Annotated in this window: 16 protein-coding genes; 13 read left to right on the plus strand and 3 right to left on the minus strand. The window is 35.8% G+C overall.

The window, feature by feature from the left end; translation table 11 throughout:
• Positions 1 to 64 precede the first annotated feature (64 nt).
• The 3 genes from RCH13_RS13525 to RCH13_RS13535 all read left to right on the plus strand — a co-directional run bounded on the left by RCH13_RS13525 (position 65) and on the right by RCH13_RS13535 (position 2,089).
• Positions 65 to 1,270 (plus strand): metallophosphoesterase, encoded by a 1,206-nt coding sequence (locus RCH13_RS13525; RefSeq protein ID WP_326987799.1) that lies wholly within the window; start codon positions 65 to 67, stop codon positions 1,268 to 1,270.
• Positions 1,271 to 1,279: 9 nt separating this feature from the next.
• Positions 1,280 to 1,774 carry a GNAT family N-acetyltransferase gene (locus tag RCH13_RS13530; RefSeq protein ID WP_326987784.1) on the plus strand — a complete coding sequence of 165 codons (495 nt, stop codon included), beginning with the start codon at positions 1,280 to 1,282 and terminating at the stop codon, positions 1,772 to 1,774.
• A 69-nt stretch (positions 1,775 to 1,843) separates the two neighbouring features.
• The gene (locus RCH13_RS13535; protein ID WP_326987785.1) at positions 1,844 to 2,089 is read left to right on the plus strand and encodes a hypothetical protein; all 246 of its coding nucleotides are present in this window, start codon (positions 1,844 to 1,846) and stop codon (positions 2,087 to 2,089) included.
• Between the two features lie 121 nt (positions 2,090 to 2,210).
• Here RCH13_RS13535 and alaS read toward each other — a convergent pair whose 3' ends face one another.
• A complete protein-coding gene (gene alaS / locus RCH13_RS13540; RefSeq protein WP_326987786.1) occupies positions 2,211 to 4,868 on the minus strand; it encodes an alanine--tRNA ligase in 2,658 nt (885 codons plus the stop codon).
• A gap of 307 nt (positions 4,869 to 5,175) precedes the next feature.
• Between alaS and msrA the strand changes: the two genes are divergently transcribed.
• Positions 5,176 to 5,841: a peptide-methionine (S)-S-oxide reductase MsrA gene (gene msrA, locus RCH13_RS13545; RefSeq protein ID WP_326987787.1), complete on the plus strand. Its 666-nt coding sequence runs from the start codon at positions 5,176 to 5,178 to the stop codon at positions 5,839 to 5,841.
• Positions 5,842 to 5,918: 77 nt separating this feature from the next.
• Here the strand turns inward: msrA and RCH13_RS13550 are convergent, their stop codons facing one another.
• Complete coding sequence (locus RCH13_RS13550) at positions 5,919 to 6,581, minus strand: YceI family protein (RefSeq protein WP_326987788.1); 663 nt, start codon at positions 6,579 to 6,581, stop codon at positions 5,919 to 5,921.
• A gap of 75 nt (positions 6,582 to 6,656) precedes the next feature.
• On the opposite strand from RCH13_RS13550, the gene RCH13_RS13555 reads away from it, so the two are divergent.
• Positions 6,657 to 7,592 carry a sulfate/molybdate ABC transporter ATP-binding protein gene (locus RCH13_RS13555; protein ID WP_326987789.1) on the plus strand — a complete coding sequence of 312 codons (936 nt, stop codon included), beginning with the start codon at positions 6,657 to 6,659 and terminating at the stop codon, positions 7,590 to 7,592.
• Between the two features lie 150 nt (positions 7,593 to 7,742).
• Here RCH13_RS13555 and RCH13_RS13560 read toward each other — a convergent pair whose 3' ends face one another.
• Positions 7,743 to 8,075 carry a zinc ribbon domain-containing protein YjdM gene (locus RCH13_RS13560; protein ID WP_326987790.1) on the minus strand — a complete coding sequence of 111 codons (333 nt, stop codon included), beginning with the start codon at positions 8,073 to 8,075 and terminating at the stop codon, positions 7,743 to 7,745.
• 269 nt (positions 8,076 to 8,344) lie between these two features.
• Between RCH13_RS13560 and RCH13_RS13565 the strand changes: the two genes are divergently transcribed.
• The 8 genes from RCH13_RS13565 to RCH13_RS13600 all read left to right on the plus strand — a co-directional run bounded on the left by RCH13_RS13565 (position 8,345) and on the right by RCH13_RS13600 (position 15,733).
• Positions 8,345 to 9,550, plus strand: a complete 1,206-nt coding sequence (locus tag RCH13_RS13565) for an RsmB/NOP family class I SAM-dependent RNA methyltransferase (protein ID WP_326987791.1) — start codon at positions 8,345 to 8,347, stop codon at positions 9,548 to 9,550.
• 70 nt (positions 9,551 to 9,620) lie between these two features.
• Positions 9,621 to 9,800: a hypothetical protein gene (locus tag RCH13_RS13570; protein WP_326987792.1), complete on the plus strand. Its 180-nt coding sequence runs from the start codon at positions 9,621 to 9,623 to the stop codon at positions 9,798 to 9,800.
• Positions 9,764 to 10,636 carry a GMC family oxidoreductase N-terminal domain-containing protein gene (locus RCH13_RS13575; RefSeq protein ID WP_326987793.1) on the plus strand — a complete coding sequence of 291 codons (873 nt, stop codon included), beginning with the start codon at positions 9,764 to 9,766 and terminating at the stop codon, positions 10,634 to 10,636. Before RCH13_RS13570 ends, RCH13_RS13575 begins: the two co-directional genes overlap by 37 nt.
• Positions 10,637 to 10,646: 10 nt before the next feature.
• Positions 10,647 to 11,201, plus strand: a complete 555-nt coding sequence (locus RCH13_RS13580; RefSeq protein ID WP_326987794.1) for a GMC oxidoreductase — start codon at positions 10,647 to 10,649, stop codon at positions 11,199 to 11,201.
• Between the two features lie 199 nt (positions 11,202 to 11,400).
• Positions 11,401 to 13,071: an asparagine synthase B gene (asnB, locus tag RCH13_RS13585; protein WP_326987795.1), complete on the plus strand. Its 1,671-nt coding sequence runs from the start codon at positions 11,401 to 11,403 to the stop codon at positions 13,069 to 13,071.
• 328 nt (positions 13,072 to 13,399) lie between these two features.
• Entirely contained in the window at positions 13,400 to 14,797 is a 1,398-nt protein-coding gene (locus RCH13_RS13590; RefSeq protein ID WP_326987796.1) for an MFS transporter, read from the plus strand.
• 37 nt (positions 14,798 to 14,834) lie between these two features.
• Positions 14,835 to 15,047 (plus strand): GNAT family N-acetyltransferase, encoded by a 213-nt coding sequence (locus RCH13_RS13595; protein WP_326987797.1) that lies wholly within the window; start codon positions 14,835 to 14,837, stop codon positions 15,045 to 15,047.
• A gap of 395 nt (positions 15,048 to 15,442) precedes the next feature.
• Entirely contained in the window at positions 15,443 to 15,733 is a 291-nt protein-coding gene (locus RCH13_RS13600; protein ID WP_326987798.1) for a GNAT family N-acetyltransferase, read from the plus strand.
• Positions 15,734 to 15,916: the final 183 nt, after the last annotated feature.

The following is a 15,916-nucleotide window of genomic DNA, read 5'->3' on the forward strand; positions in this document are numbered from 1 at the left end:
ACCTAACTTTAAAAATTACAAAAAGCACAAAATCAATTTTGTGCTTTTTTATTGAAATATGAACATTCAAAGAAACTTTCTCATCTTCACAGCAATTGTATTTCTGCTGGAATTTTACATTTATCAAGCGTTTAAAACCATAACATCAAACACCAATCTTAGAATTGCTTATTGGGTGGTGACTGTTTTGGTTTATGGTTTTTTCATTTGTGAATTGCTCACTTTTAAAAGAACAGATCGTGATCATCACAAAATTCAGATTGTAACCTCGGTCTTTTTAATTTTTGTTTTACCAAAATTTTTCGTGCTGTTTTTTCTTTTGATTGAGGATTTTATTCGAATCTTAAGATATGGTCTCTCCACTTTTACGCCCGAGGAAAATCATTTTCCAGACCGAAGAAAATTTTTGAGCATCATCGGATTGGGTTCGGCCGCCATTTTAGCGGGACTTTTTATCGATGGAATTATTTTTGGGAAGTATCGACACAGTGTACGTCGGGTAAAAATGAAAATTGCGGGATTACCAGAAAGTTTCAAGGGATATAAAATTATTCAGATTTCTGATGTGCATAGCGGAAGTTTTTTCAATCCAGAAAAATTACAAAAAGCCATCAACCTTATCAATGAGCAAGATGCAGATTTGGTTCTATTTACAGGCGATATGGTGAATAATCTTGCGGAGGAGTTTAAATCATTCGTTCCCTTATTTTCTATGATTAAAGCAAAAGATGGAAAATTTTCTATCCTTGGCAATCATGATTATGGCGACTATTACGATTGGCCCAATGCGGTGGAGAAAGCGAGAAATGTTCCTAACTTGATTGGATTTCAGAAAGAAGCAGGTTTTGAAATGCTCCGAAATGAACACCGAATTATTGAGAAAAATGGAGAGAAATTATATATTTTAGGCGTAGAAAACTGGGGTTTAAAACCTTTTCCACAATATGGAGATTTAGATAAAGCTGCCGCTGGAATACCACCCGAAGCGGCGAAAATTTTGATGAGTCATGATCCAACACACTTTGACGAGATTGTGAAAAAGCATCCTTCAAATGTGCAACTTACCCTATCTGGACATACGCATGGAATGCAGTTTGGCTTGGATTTAAAAAATGTCCGGTGGTCTCCTGTACAATTTAGGTATAAAAAATGGGCAGATTTATATGAAAGTGAAGGTAAAAGTTTATATGTCAACCGTGGATTTGGCGTAATCGCTTATCCCGGACGGGTGGGAATTGATCCAGAAATCACCTTATTAGAATTAAGTTAAGAGAGGAAAATGATTACATTTAAAGAAGCTGAAAATAACGATATTCAATTGATTCGGACTTTGGCGGAGAGGTCTTGGAAAAAAGCATATTTGGATATTATCTCCTTGGAGCAAGTGGAATATATGTTAAACAAAATGTACTCCACGGTAGAAATTGCCTCTCATTTGCAGAATCCCAATTATTTCTATTTTATCGTCAATGAAAACTCGACTCCTGCAGGATTTATCGGATATGAAAATCATTATGAGCCTAAAACTACAAAATTGCACCGCATCTATCTTTTAGAAGAATTTAAAGGAAAAGGATTGGGTAAAAAAGCAATTGATTTCTTAAAAGGAAAAGTTTCCACCGCGGGGGACAAGCAAATTATTTTAAACGTGAATAAGAACAATTCCGCTAAAGAAATATATGAGTCCCAAGGATTTACGGTGTACAATGAAGATATATTTGACATTGGAAAGGGATATGTAATGGATGATTATTTAATGAAATTCGAACTTTAAAGTGAATTTCGCAAATTGTGGTATGATTTTAGGTAAGTTCATCTTAACAAACCTAAAAAAATTATAATTATGACTCGATTAAATGTACTATCTAAAATTCAGTATTTCGTAATGGCGATCATCGCGAATTTTGCGGTAGTAATGGTAAAGGCGCAAGAAGGTGCAGCAGATCTAAAAGTTGATGTTGATGTAGACAAAGGCGGCGGTATGATGGACGGTGATATGATGAGCAATCCCCTAATTTGGGTAGTTGGAGCTTTAATACTAATCGTAATCATTGCATTAGTTGCAAGAGGTGGCAGTAACAAATCTTAAATAAATATCAATCCCGATTAATTACGGGATTTTTTTTGTCTCGTATTTTCCGGACGATGAGTTTAAAATAAAAATCCCAAAATTAATTTCGGGATTTTTCTATTCATAATAAAATTGAATTTTAAAGGGTATTTGCTTTTTCCAAAGCTTTCTCAATTCCCTCTAAATTTTTTCCACCAGCTGTGGCAAAACCTGGATTTCCACCACCGCCACCTTGAATCTCTTTCGCCAAGTCTTTCACGATATTTCCGGCGTGGTATTTTCCTTCTAAGTTTGCAGAAACTGCTACGGTAATCATCGGTTTTGCATCCGCATCAGAAATGATAATAATAATGGCGTCTTCTACATCTTTCTTCAATTGGAATACAATGTCTTTTACAGTTGCAGCATCTAAAGATACTTTTTTAACCAGTAATTTTTTGTCCCCTTTCTCTTGGAAATCATTTTTCCAATTGGAGGTTTCACCTTTTGCTTTTTCTTTTTTCAAAGCATCCAATTCCGATTTTAGAATGGTATTTTCATCTAAGATTTTCTGTACGGATTTTACCAAATCCTTTGATTTTAAAAGTCCTGCAACTTCCTTCAACTGATTTTCTAATCCTATGAAATATGCCGCTGATTGATCCCCAGAAATAGCTTCAATACGGCGAATTCCTGCGGCAGTAGAACTTTCACTTTGAATCTTGAAATGACCAATTTCGCCGGTAAATTTCACGTGCGTTCCACCACATAATTCTTTAGAGGTGCCAAATTGAATCATGCGAACTTTATCCCCATATTTTTCTCCGAATAATGCCATCGCACCTTTTTCAATGGCTTCTGTCATAGGAATATCTCTGAATTCCTGAAGTGCAATATTCGATTTAATTTTTGAATTAACCTTCTGCTCTACCAGAGCTAGATCTTCCTCATTAATTTTAGAAAAATGAGAAAAGTCAAAACGCAAATAATCTGGACCAACAAAAGAGCCTTTTTGTTCCACATGAACGCCTAAAACGTCACGCAAAGCCTCATGTAACAAATGCGTCACCGAGTGATTCGCCTGAGAATTATTTCTATCCTGCTCATTTACTTTGGCGTAGAAAACTGCACCTGGATCTTTCGGCAAGTCTTTAATTAAAGAAACAATCAGATTATTTTCTTTTCTGGTTTCTAAAACCTCTGTAATTTCTGTACAATCTGAGATATCAAAAAGACTGGGTTTGGAAATATCAAAACCTGCGGTATAACTTGGAATCAACATTCCTTTATCGCCAATTTGTCCGCCACCTTCTGGATAAAAAGGCGATTTACTCAAAACAATTTGGTAAAATTCACCATCTTTATTTTCAATTTTCCGATATCTTGTGATGAAGGTTTCCGTTTCCGTTTGATCATAACCTACAAAAACTTCAGGCTTTTCTTCTAAGGTCACCCAATCATAGACTTTCTGGGCAGAAGATTTTTTGGAGCGCTGTTTCTGCTTTTGCATTTCCTCTTCAAAACCTTTTTCATCTACCGTCAACTTTTTTTCTTCCGCAATTATTCTGGATAAATCTGCAGGAAATCCATAGGTATCATACAATTCAAAAACGGAAACTCCAGGTAAAGTTTGTTCCCCTTTTGCCATGGTTTCTTTAATAACCAAATCAATTCTTTTTAAACCATGTTCAATCGTTTTTAAGAAAGAGGTTTCTTCTTCTTTAATGACTTCCGTGACCAATTTTTCCTGCTTCACCAATTCTGGGAAATAACTGCCCATTTCATTTTTTAAAATGGCAACCAATTCAAAAAGGAAAGGTTCTTTCATATTTAAAAATCGATAAGAGTAAGAAATGGCTCTTCTTAAAATTCTACGGATTACGTAACCTGCACCTCCATTGGAAGGCAACTGCCCATCTGCAATCGCAAAAGAAACCGCACGAATATGATCCACTAAAACGCGGATGGCTATATCTTTTTCGTCTTCTAAAATGCCCGTATATTTTTTGCCAGATAGTTCTTCAACTTTCGCAATTAAAGGGGTAAAAACATCGGTATCATAATTGGAAGTTTTTCCTTGCAGCGCCATACACAAACGTTCGAATCCCATTCCGGTATCTACATGCTGTGCAGGTAATTTTTCTAAACTTCCGTCTGCTTTCCTATTAAATTCCATGAAAACCAAATTCCAGATTTCTACTACTTGCGGATGATCATTATTGATCAAATCCAAGGCAGATACTTTCGCTTTTTCCTCCACACTTCTAATATCCACATGAATTTCTGAGCACGGTCCACATGGTCCACTCTCCCCCATTTCCCAGAAATTATCTTTTTTATTTCCATTGATAATTCGGTCTTCTGCAACATGATTTTTCCAGAAGTTGTAGGCTTCTTGATCACGGTCTAAATTTTCGGAAGCATCTCCCTCAAAAATGGTAACATAAAGATCTTCTTTTGGAATTCCATAAACTTGAGTTAATAATTCCCAGGCATAATCAATGGCTTCTTTCTTAAAATAATCTCCGAAAGACCAGTTTCCCAACATTTCAAACATGGTGTGGTGATACGTATCGCGACCAACATCATCCAAATCATTATGCTTACCAGAAACGCGAAGACATTTTTGAGTATCTGCAATTCGAGGTGCTTTCGGATCTTTGTAACCTAAAAAGTAGTCTTTAAACTGCGTCATTCCAGAATTGGAGAACATTAAAGTAGGATCATCTTTTAAAACGATGGGCGCAGACGGAACAATAAGGTGTTCTTTGGACTGAAAAAAATCTAAAAATTGCTGACGTATTTCTTGTGAAGTCATAATCTAATTTGCTTTTTAGCGGTTGGCTCTTGCTTTATCTATCAATGCGCAAATTTAATGATTTTGAAATGATGTTCTACAATTGTTTTGGCTTATTGTAAGATAATCATTGCATTTTTTATATCTATTCTTAAAATTGAGCATAATCCAATTCACAGTAATTCTCGTAAGTATAATTGGGCAGATTCTCCCTACGCAGGAAAAATGATTGTGATAGAAAATTACTTTTAAAATTTCCTATTTTCAGCCTGATTTTTGTGAATCAAGAAAAATAAATCAAAGTATAATGATAAAAAATAAAAATATAATGAAAAGTATTTTAACACTCCTTGCTTTTGTATTTGGAGTCGGCGTATTTGCCGCAACAGGTTTTTCTTGTTCCAAAGCTAAAGTTCAGGCAAAAGAAGAAAATAATAAAGTAGAATCAAATATGGAAATGGATACGGAAGGAAAAAACATTAAAGAAATTTATTTCGCAGGCGGATGTTTCTGGGGGACGGAACATTTATTTCAATTGGTAAGAGGTGTGACGGCCACGGAAACGGGTTATGCGAATGGTAATATTAAAAACCCTACTTATGAGCAGGTTGTAAGTCATACAACTGGTTTCGCAGAGGCGGTAAAAGTTCAATATGATGCAGATGAAGTGGATTTACCACTTTTGATTAATCTATTCTTTAAATCAATTGACCCTACAACTCTTGACAGACAAGGTAATGATGTAGGAGATAATTATAGAAGTGGAATCTACAGTACAGATGAAGCCACGCAATCAATTATAAAAAATGAAGTTGCGAAATTGGCGAAAAACTATAGTAAACCAGTGGTTGTAGAAACCATTCCTTTAAAGAATTTCTACAAAGCTGAAGACTATCACCAAGATTACTTGATTTCTAATCCAAATGGTTATTGCCACATTCCGCTTTCTGTTTTTGAAGAGGCACGAAATGCAAATCCGCTCCCAAGTAAATAGTAAAACATCAGTTTTAAAAGAAAATAATCCGTCCCTTAGTAAGAGACGGATTATTTATAGTTATAAAGAAGATAATATTATTTCTTTTCCAAGGCTTTCACCATCATCTGAAGATTCACTTCATCTTTAATTAATCCGTTCGCTACTGGAAGTTGGAATTTAACACCGAATTCTTCCCGCATGATATCTTTTGGTTCTGTAGCAATGCTTACTTCACCGTCGTTAATGGATACGTTGGCATTAAACTGCACAGGCTTTGTAATTCCTTTTATGGTTAAATTACCATCAAGCAACGTATTATAATCGCCACCCGAAGTATTTTCTGTCACCTTCGTGATCTCGTAAGACGCTGTGGGATACTTTTCTACTTCAAAAAAATCGCCACTCGTTAAATGTCCATTTAATTTAGCCAATTGTTCTGCGTCATCTTTCAAATCTACAGAAGTTAAAGTTCCCATATCTGCTACAAATTTACCGGACTCCAGTTTTCCATCTTTTACGGTAACATCACCACTCTCAAATTGAATTGTTCCGAAGTGACTCGTATTATCAGATTTTACAACTTTAAAGCCTTTCCATTCAATTCTACTGTTTAAAGTATCAATTTCATAGATATTTCCCTCAGTGGTTGTGCTAATTTCATTACTTTCGCTTGTCAATGGCTTATCTTTACCACAAGAAACCAATAGCATTCCTGTCATAAATGCAGAAATCATTGATAGTTTAATTACATTTTTCATTACTTCCGTTTGTTTAGATTAAACGCTAAAATAACGAAAATAAATTTATTCGCTTCAAAATATTATTTTTGCACAATGCTATTAAAAATTAACAACTTATTTTTCTCTTATTCCCCAGATAAAAAACTTTTTCACAATCTTAATCTAAAAGTAGATGAAGGAAAAATTATTGCATTGGCAGGAGAAAGTGGCTGCGGTAAATCTACTTTACTCAGCTTAATTTATGGCTTGCTCGATTGGGAAAAGGGTGAAATTATTTTTGAAGGAAAGCATACTTTGGGACCGAAGAAAAATTTGGTGCCGGGCGAAGAAAACATGAAACTGGTGGCGCAGAATTATGACTTAATGCCTTATGCTACAGTTGCAGAAAATGTAGGAAAATACATCTCTAACATAGACTTGCAGGAAAAATCAAATACCGTAAAAGAACTCTTGCGGGTTGTCGGCATGGAAGAATTTTCCGAAACTTTACCCAAATATTTAAGTGGTGGTCAGCAACAGCGCGTTTCCATTGCCAGAGCGCTTTCCGTGATGCCGAAACTTTTATTGCTCGATGAACCCTTTAGTAATTTAGATTTCTCCAGAAAAATCCAACTCCGGGAACGACTCTTTAATTACGTAAAAGAGAAAAATATTTCTCTCCTTATTTCTACACACGAAATTCAAGAGGTGATGCCCTGGTTAGACCAAATTATTGTTCTGCAAGAAGGACGATTGATTCAAAATGATGATCCCGAAGAAACGTACCGATTTCCCTACAATGAATATGTAGCAAAACTTTTTGGGGAAGTCAATGTTTTTTCTGAGCTTGAAAAAGAAAAACTTCAGCTGAAGAAAATTTTCTATTATCCGCACCAAATTAAGATTGATGAAAACGGGCAAGAAGCAAACGTTTTAGAAAGCCGTTTTGCGGGAGAATATTTTTGGACGAAAGTTCTGTTTCAGGATAAAATTCTCATCATGAACACCGATTCAAAATTAGAAAATAGCGTAAAAATAATTTTCCTCTAGATTATAATCTTGCAATCAAATTGGTGGCTTTATTCTTTACAACAAGGAAATTTTGGGATAATTTCTTTTGAAGAATTAAGACAAAGTTGGAATCTATAAAATGATTCAATGCATCTCAGAAACCAATCTCTAAACGGGATTTTCCCTTTTTTATGACTTCTTCACAAACTCCGATTTAAGAGCCATTGAGCCAAAACCCTCAATTTTGCAATCAATATTGTGATCGCTTCCCGGTCTTAAACGGATGTTTTTCACTTTCGTTCCAGACTTTACTGGTTTTGGAGCGCCTTTTACGGGTAAATCTTTAATGACAACCACTGAATCTCCATTTTGCAATTCATGTCCGTGAGCATCAAAAATTTTGTCTTCTTCTGCAGTTTCCCCGGGTGTCCATTCATAAAAACATTGGGAACACACCATTTTATCATCTTGATTGTAGGTAAATTCGGACTGGCATTTTGGGCAGCAAACGGTATCGCTCATGGTTTTAATTTTTACAAAGATATTATTATTTAAAAGATGGAATGGTGGAAACTTATCATTTCACTGGCATCTGGAATTTCTTAAGAGGTAAAAATCTGCGCCCCGGCTTGAGTGGAGCTCTTTTTGTGGCGCATCGTAACAAAAAAGCGAGAACGGAAGCCGGATAAAGGCGCCCACAATATCCACCATTTTATTCGGTTTAAAAACCTTATTTTTGCAAAAATTTAATCCCGAAAATTCGAGGATAAATGAACTTTAAAAAATCCTAAATGGAACTCATACACAGAAACTTACTCATCGGAATTCACGATGCACTGCAAGAAACATTTTTCGAAGACAGAAAATACGCGGACAAAGTAATTGAAAGATTGCTAAAAGGGCACAGACAATGGGGCAGCGAAGACCGACGCGTAGTTGCACAGATTTTTTACGACATCATCCGATGGAAAAAACGCCTAGAATATTACATGGGCGAAGGTGTGAAACCCACCAATATCTACAAAATGATTTTGGCCTATTGCCTCTGGACAAAAATTCACTACAAAAAATTTGAGGAATTTGACGGTGTAAAATCCGCCGATATCATCACCAAACTAAGAAAAGGAACCGTTCCCACAAAAGCCATAGAATACTCTATTCCAGAATGGTTAGCGGAAACTTTGGAAAGAGAATTGGGTCCAAAATGGGAAAGAGAAATGACGGCGCTGAATGAAAAAGCACCCACAATTCTCCGTGTGAATACGCTAAAAACCACCGCGAAAGAATTGGTTTCTGATTTAAAAGATGAAAACGTAGAAAGTTTTTTAGTAAAAAATTATCCAGATGCGGTTCAGCTGGAAGAGAAAAAAAATGTATTCTTAACCTCAGCTTTTAAAGATGGATTGTTCGAAGTTCAAGATGCTTCCTCTCAAAAAATAGGAGAATTATTAGAAGTTAAAGAAGGAATGCGCGTAGTTGATGTTTGCGCCGGAGCGGGTGGAAAAACCTTGCATTTAGCAGCATTGATGAAGAACAAAGGTCAAATCATAGCACTCGATATTTACGAGTGGAAGTTGGCAGAATTAAGACGTCGCGCAAAAAGAGCGGGAGCGCACAATATTGAAACGCGATTTATTGATGATAATAAAGTCATTAAAAGATTGCATGAAAAAGCTGATCGTTTATTAATAGATTCCCCGTGTTCTGGGTTGGGTGTTCTAAAAAGAAACCCAGATTCTAAATGGAAAATTGATCAGGAGTTTTTAGACAGAATTCGCAAAGAGCAAGAAAAAATTCTTAACGATTACGCGAAGATTTTGAAAAAAGGCGGAAAAATGGTTTACGCAACGTGCTCCATTTTACCAAGTGAAAATAATGAGCAAGTAGAAACTTTCTTAAAAAATAATGAAGGGTACACCTTGCTAAAAGAAGTTAACATGTTGCCAAGTGAAGGTTTTGATGGATTTTATATGGCTTTAATCGAAAGAAAGCCTTAAAGTCAAATGCTGCACACATCGATTACAGTTTTAATCTGAAATGTAGTACAGTTCTTTTTTGAGCTCATTTATGAACCGTAAAGAATTTTTACAAAAGACAGGTTTAGGAACAGCTGCCTTTTTCTTTTTAGGAATGGGCAGCTTTTTTGGTAAAAATCCGCACGGGATTTCTGAAAAATTACCGCCTACAACTGTAGAAAAGACGTTGTCATTATGGGTTCCGGTTATGGCGGTTCTGTGGCGGCTTTAAGACTTTGTGAAAAAAATGTTCCAGTTACCCTTTTGGAAATGGGATTAAACTGGGAAAAATCTGGCTTGAAATTTTCGAGTATGATTAATCCAGGAGAATCTGCAGCCTGGTTAAAGACCAAAACAATTGCTCCTTTCTTCAATCTCTTTCCTTTAGAAAAATTTACTGGTGCTTTGGATCGTTTGGATTTTGCACCCATTAAGATCTGGGTTGGTCGTGGTGTTGGTGGTGGTTCTCTCGTAAATGGCGGAATGGCTGTGACGCCGAAAAAAGAATATTTCCGGGAAATTTTCCCGACTTTAGATACCGAAAAATTCTATTCTCATTATTTTCCACTAGCCAATAAAGAACTGAAATCCAATGTGGCCTCCGAAGAATTTCTGGAAGATTGTGACTTTTATAAATTCAACAGAGTTGGCGAAGAAGAAGCAAAAAAAGCTGGCTTTAAAACCGTTCGCGTTCCGAATGTGTATGATTTTAAGTACATGGAAAAGGAATACAAAATGGAAGTTCCACGTTCTGCTTTGGCGGGCGAAATGATTTATGGAAACAATCACGGGAAAAACTCTCTGGACAAAACGTATTTGAAAAAAGCCTCCGCAACCGGGAAATTAGAAATTCTGGAACTGCACCAAGTAAATCACCTGAAACAAAATCCCGACAAAACTTATTCTCTGGATATTTCCGTGCTCAACACGAAAGGGGAAGAAATTCAGCACAAAATCATTAATACTAAAAAATTAATTCTTTCCGCCGGAACAATGGGTTCGCTAGAGTTATTATTAAAGTCAGAAGCCGTGAACCAATTTCCCATCGATAAAAATGTAGGGAAATAATGGGAATTTCATGACGGGAAGAAACTGGGTCAAAGCTTTTTCGGGTGGAACTGGAATTCAGCAATCGACCATTCCTGTGGGTGGAATTGATCATTGGGAAGATCAAAAACATCCCTTTTATGTGGAAATTGCACCATTGCCGATGGGAATGAATGTGGCAACATCCCTTTATCTGATGGTGAATAAATTAGAGAAATTTGGAGAAGTTACTTATGATTTAAAGGAAAAAAAACTGGATTTAAACTGGAATGAATCTCATACTGCGCACATGAAAGACAACGCAAAATATTTTCTCCGAAAAATGAACAGAGCCAATGGCGGAACAAGATCCCACTTACTTTTTCATAACGGTTTCGGTGCGGATGTTTGTTATCATCCCCTGGGTGGAATTGTTTTGGGAAAAGCGACAGACCAGTTCGGACGTTTAAATGGCCATGAAAATTTATATGTGATCGATGGATCTTTAATTCCGGGCACAATTGGAGTGAATCCTATCGTGACGATCACAGCGATTGCGGAATATTGTATGGATAATTTAATGAAGTCAAATTTTCTCTCACCTTAAAAAATATTAACTTTAAGAATAAAAAAAATTAACCAATCTCCCAATAAATTCCATTTCAACTTAAATTTTTTCTTCTATAAAATTAATTTTAGTAAAATATTCGCCATTTGAAAGTTTTACTTCCGTTTTATAAACATTTATAATATTTTTGCGATATAATTTTTATCAAATATTAATAATCACTTACCAACTATAAAAAATGTGTGGAATTGTATGTCTTTTTGACGCTAAACAAAAAACTGAAATTCTAAGACCTCAGGTTTTAGAAATGTCTAAAAAAATCCGTCACCGTGGCCCAGACTGGAGCGGCATTTTTCAGAATGAAAAAGTAATTTTCTCCCACGAAAGATTAGCGATTGTGGATCCAACTTCGGGCAAACAACCTTTATTTTCAAAAGACAAAAAATTCGTTTTAGCCGTAAATGGCGAGATTTATAATCATAGAGAATTAAGAAAAGAATTCCCGCATTATGATTTTCAAACCGAATCCGATTGTGAAGTGATTATTCCTCTATTCCAAAAATATGGAAAAAATTTCGTGGATCAATTGAACGGAATTTTTGCCTTCGCGATTTATGATATCGAAAACGACATTTATTTCGTTGCGCGCGATCACATGGGAATTTGTCCGCTGTATCAAGGTTGGGACAAAAACGGAAATTATTATGTGGCTTCGGAATTAAAAGCTTTGGAAGGCGTTTGCAAAACCATAGAGAATTTTCTACCAGGACATTTTCTTTACAGTCCAGATGGTTATGAAATGCAGCAATGGTACACAAGAGATTGGGAAGATTTCGAAAATGTAAAAGATAATATGACTGATATTGCTGAACTAAGAAAAGCTCTAGAAGACGCAGTTCACCGACAATTAATGAGCGATGTTCCTTATGGAGTTTTACTTTCCGGCGGTTTGGATTCTTCCATTATTTCTGCAGTTACGGCAAAATACGCCCGAAACAGAATTGAAAGTGGCGATACGCAAGAAGCTTGGTATCCGCGTTTGCACAGTTTTGCGGTTGGTTTAGAAGGAAGTCCGGATTTAGTTGCTTCAAAAAAAGTAGCTGATCATATCGGATCCATTCATCACGAAGTTCATTTTACTGTTCAAGAAGGTTTAGACGCTGTTCGCGACGTTATATATCATTTAGAAACGTATGATGTAACCACGATTCGTGCTTCTACCCCAATGTATTTATTGGCAAGAGTCATTAAATCGATGGGCATAAAAATGGTGCTTTCTGGGGAAGGTGCCGACGAAATTTTTGGCGGCTATTTATATTTTCACAAAGCGCCAAATGCAAAAGAATTCCACGAAGAAAATGTGAGAAAACTTAATAAACTTCACCTTTACGATTGTTTAAGAGCGAATAAATCATTGATGAGTTGGGGAATTGAAGGTCGTGTTCCATTTTTAGATAAAGAATTTATGGATGTTGCGATGCGTCTGAACCCGAAAGACAAAATGGTCACTGCGCACGAACCGAAAATTGAAAAATGGATTTTAAGAAAAGCTTTTGAAGATTTATTGCCAGAAAGCATCACGTGGCGACAAAAGGAACAATTCTCTGACGGCGTTGGCTATTCCTGGATCGATTCTTTAAAAGAAGTTGCGGAGAAAGAAGTCACGGATGAAATGATGACGAATTCTAAATTCCGTTTTCCTTTAAATACACCTCAAAACAAAGAAGAATACCGCTACCGAACTATTTTTGAAGAACATTTCCCAAGTGAAACTGCCGCAGCAACGGTTCCATCTGTTCCTTCTGTTGCGTGTTCTACGCCAATTGCTTTGGAATGGGATGAAGCTTTCAAAAATGCCAATGATCCAAGTGGAAGAGCAGTTTTATCGGTTCATGAGGATTCTTATTAGAAGAGGCAAGGAAAAAGGAAAAAGAGCCAAGTTAAAGCTAGTTAAGTATGGTTTTAATCGACCAATAAATTTATATTTTAATCAAATATTTTTCATTAAATATATAATAGGAACGGGCTAAAGCCCGTTTTTTTTTTGGAATAAAAAATTGACTTTAGCCAAAACTAAAAAATATACTACCTCTAAATTGTTTTTTTCACTAAAATGATAACGAACTATTTCTATTCTTCTCCAACCGTTCATTTTAAAGATTTCATCAATTACAGCTTTATATAAATTGGTGGACCGGTGGCAACTTCTTTGCAAGCAGATTGGCTAAATTTGTCGGATGCCAATAAATGCTTCTCCTTCTGTAAAAAAATTTCTGCCTTTAATTCTGGCAACTTCAATTTTCATGCAGATGTTGGATTCTACTATTCTAAATACTTCTCTGCCTTCTATTGCTAAGGATCTTAATGAATCGCCCTTGAATATGCAGAATGCGATTATCAGTTATGTTTTAACCTTGGCTTTATTTATGCCCGTCAGTGGATTTTTGGCCGATAAATTCGGGACGAGAAAGATCTTTATTCTCTCTTTAATTATTTTCAGTCTCGGCTCCCTTTTTTGCGCCTTGTCTCAGGATTTAAATCAATTGGTAATTTCCCGCGTAATTCAAGGTTTGGGTGGGAGTTTAATGACGCCCGTGGGAAGACTCGCGTTAATTAAAACCTTTGAAAAAAATGAATTGGTGAAAGCCATGAATTTTGCAATCATTCCTGCGTTGATTGGGCCAGTTTTGGGACCTTTGGTTGGTGGTTACATGGTGGATTACTTATCATGGCACTGGATTTTTCTCATTAATATTCCGATTGGTTTAATGGGCATTTTGCTCAGCATAAAATACATGCCTGATTATAAATCTACGAAGATGAAATTTGATTTAAAGGGATTTTTAATATTCGCTTCTGCTTCCCTTTTACTTTCTATCTCTTTAGAATTATTTGGAAATACGCAACACACCACCATCGTTTTACTCATTTTCACCTTAGGGTTCTTGATGATTTACTATTATTATCGCCATGCTTTGCGCGTAGACAATCCCATATTTCCGTTGAATTTATTTCAGGTGAGGACTTTTCGCGTCGGAATATTAGGCAATTTGGCAACGAGATTAGGAATTAGCTCTATTCCACTCCTTTTACCCTTGATGATTCAAATTGCTTACGGTGCGAGTGCCGTAATTTCGGGCTGGATCGTAGCACCAATGGCACTTTCGGCAATGCTAGGAAAATCTTTTGTCATTAAAATTTTAGATTCTTATGGCTACAGAAATACTTTGATGACCAATACCTTCATTATCGGTTTTCTCATTGCCTGTCTGGGAATTCCCGGTATTGAATCTTCTATTTATTGGTTTGTTCCCATTATTGCCATTCTCGGTTTTTTCAATTCGATACAATTTACAGCCATGAATACTATTGCCATCGCGGATCTTCGAGAAGTTCACACCAGCAGTGGAAATTCTTTGTTGGCTGTGAATCAGCAATTGGCTGTAGGATTTGGGATTGCATTTGGTTTAATTGTTTTGAAATTATTTGAAAACAACGTGGCTATAACAAATTCCAGTACCCATTTGGCGTTCCGCTATACTTTTTTTATTGTAGGATTTTTGACGATTTTGTCTGGATTTGTCTTCAGAAGATTACACTTCCGGGATGGAGAAAATATGCGTTCAGAAGTTTAGATAATCCGGCAACTTATCGATCTTACATCAAGAATAAATGCAATACAATAAAAACAAAGAAGGTATTTTAGAAATTATGCAGACCGAAGTTGATCCAGAATTCGGTGGAAAAGGTTTAGGAATAGAGTTGGTAAAAGCGGCAGTTGAAGATGCCCAAAAAAATAATTCGCCAGAATTGAAACATCTTATCGCTGAAGGAATTTTTCAACATTTTGGCCATCAAGTAATTATGAAAAATTATGATATCTAACGAGTTTATTTAGCGTTTGCTGAAATTATATTTGAAGAAATCAATGCAATTATTTAAAATCATCAATTTTGGATAAAATCAGACAAATTCCCAATTACGAACACGGGCTAAAGCTTGGTGATTATTCAAAGGAAGATGAATATCACAATATCTTTTTAGCATAACATGGAGTAAAAAGCTGACTTTCAAAAAATTTTTGAAGGTCATTTTATTCAATTTCCGCATGTTTAATAACAACACTAAAAAACATAAAACGTTTGCCAAAAAAGCTTTAGAGTAGCTTCTTTCTAGTCTATTCAATTTAAATTTTAGTAACTTTATGTTTTACTGCGATTAGTGGTCAGGTAAAAACCAGATCAATCTTAACAAAACTTAATGATTTAAAAATAGAAATTATGACAAATATTGAAAGAACAGAAAAAGAAATGAATGGTCGCTGGACCCTTTCGAAAGATGGAAAAGAGATAGGCAAAATGCAATACCGCTGGCTGAACAAATCGAAATTTGATATTTTCAGTACAGTAGTTGATAAAGAATTTGAAAGCGAAGGATATGGCAGAGAATTACTTGATGCGGCCGTAAAATATGCGCGAGATAATCAGAAGAAAATCAGTGCTACCTGCAGTTTCGCCAAAGATATTTTTGAGGATGACGCAAGCTTTACAGATGTTTATCAAAAAAATTAGAGATTTACGATAAAACATTTTGAATTGCAAATAATAGGAACTTTAGCAGTTAACTTCTTGACAATTAATTGACAAAAATATTAGGTAGTGTCCCGTCCTAAAAAAGCGATACAGATTATTAAACAAAATTAAATAATTAAACACTAGCGATAACGTTATCGCTAGTGTTTTTTCTTTTGTAGG

The sequence above is a fragment of the Chryseobacterium sp. MP_3.2 genome (assembly GCF_035984805.1).
GTDB lineage: Bacteria > Bacteroidota > Bacteroidia > Flavobacteriales > Weeksellaceae > Kaistella.

Excerpts from the sequence above, each read along its gene's own strand:
- RCH13_RS13530 (WP_326987784.1), top strand. The coding sequence starts at position 1,280 with ATGATTACATTTAAAGAAGCTGAAAATAACGATATTCAATTGATTCGG.
- RCH13_RS13535 (WP_326987785.1), top strand. The coding sequence starts at position 1,844 with ATGACTCGATTAAATGTACTATCTAAAATTCAGTATTTCGTAATGGCG.
- alaS (WP_326987786.1), bottom strand. The coding sequence starts at position 4,868 with ATGACTTCACAAGAAATACGTCAGCAATTTTTAGATTTTTTTCAGTCC.
- msrA (WP_326987787.1), top strand. The coding sequence starts at position 5,176 with ATGAAAAGTATTTTAACACTCCTTGCTTTTGTATTTGGAGTCGGCGTA.
- RCH13_RS13550 (WP_326987788.1), bottom strand. The coding sequence starts at position 6,581 with ATGAAAAATGTAATTAAACTATCAATGATTTCTGCATTTATGACAGGA.
- RCH13_RS13555 (WP_326987789.1), top strand. The coding sequence starts at position 6,657 with ATGCTATTAAAAATTAACAACTTATTTTTCTCTTATTCCCCAGATAAA.
- RCH13_RS13560 (WP_326987790.1), bottom strand. The coding sequence starts at position 8,075 with ATGAGCGATACCGTTTGCTGCCCAAAATGCCAGTCCGAATTTACCTAC.
- RCH13_RS13565 (WP_326987791.1), top strand. The coding sequence starts at position 8,345 with ATGGAACTCATACACAGAAACTTACTCATCGGAATTCACGATGCACTG.
- RCH13_RS13570 (WP_326987792.1), top strand. The coding sequence starts at position 9,621 with ATGAACCGTAAAGAATTTTTACAAAAGACAGGTTTAGGAACAGCTGCC.
- RCH13_RS13575 (WP_326987793.1), top strand. The coding sequence starts at position 9,764 with ATGGGTTCCGGTTATGGCGGTTCTGTGGCGGCTTTAAGACTTTGTGAA.
- RCH13_RS13580 (WP_326987794.1), top strand. The coding sequence starts at position 10,647 with ATGACGGGAAGAAACTGGGTCAAAGCTTTTTCGGGTGGAACTGGAATT.
- asnB (WP_326987795.1), top strand. The coding sequence starts at position 11,401 with ATGTGTGGAATTGTATGTCTTTTTGACGCTAAACAAAAAACTGAAATT.
- RCH13_RS13590 (WP_326987796.1), top strand. The coding sequence starts at position 13,400 with ATGCCAATAAATGCTTCTCCTTCTGTAAAAAAATTTCTGCCTTTAATT.
- RCH13_RS13595 (WP_326987797.1), top strand. The coding sequence starts at position 14,835 with ATGCAATACAATAAAAACAAAGAAGGTATTTTAGAAATTATGCAGACC.
- RCH13_RS13600 (WP_326987798.1), top strand. The coding sequence starts at position 15,443 with ATGACAAATATTGAAAGAACAGAAAAAGAAATGAATGGTCGCTGGACC.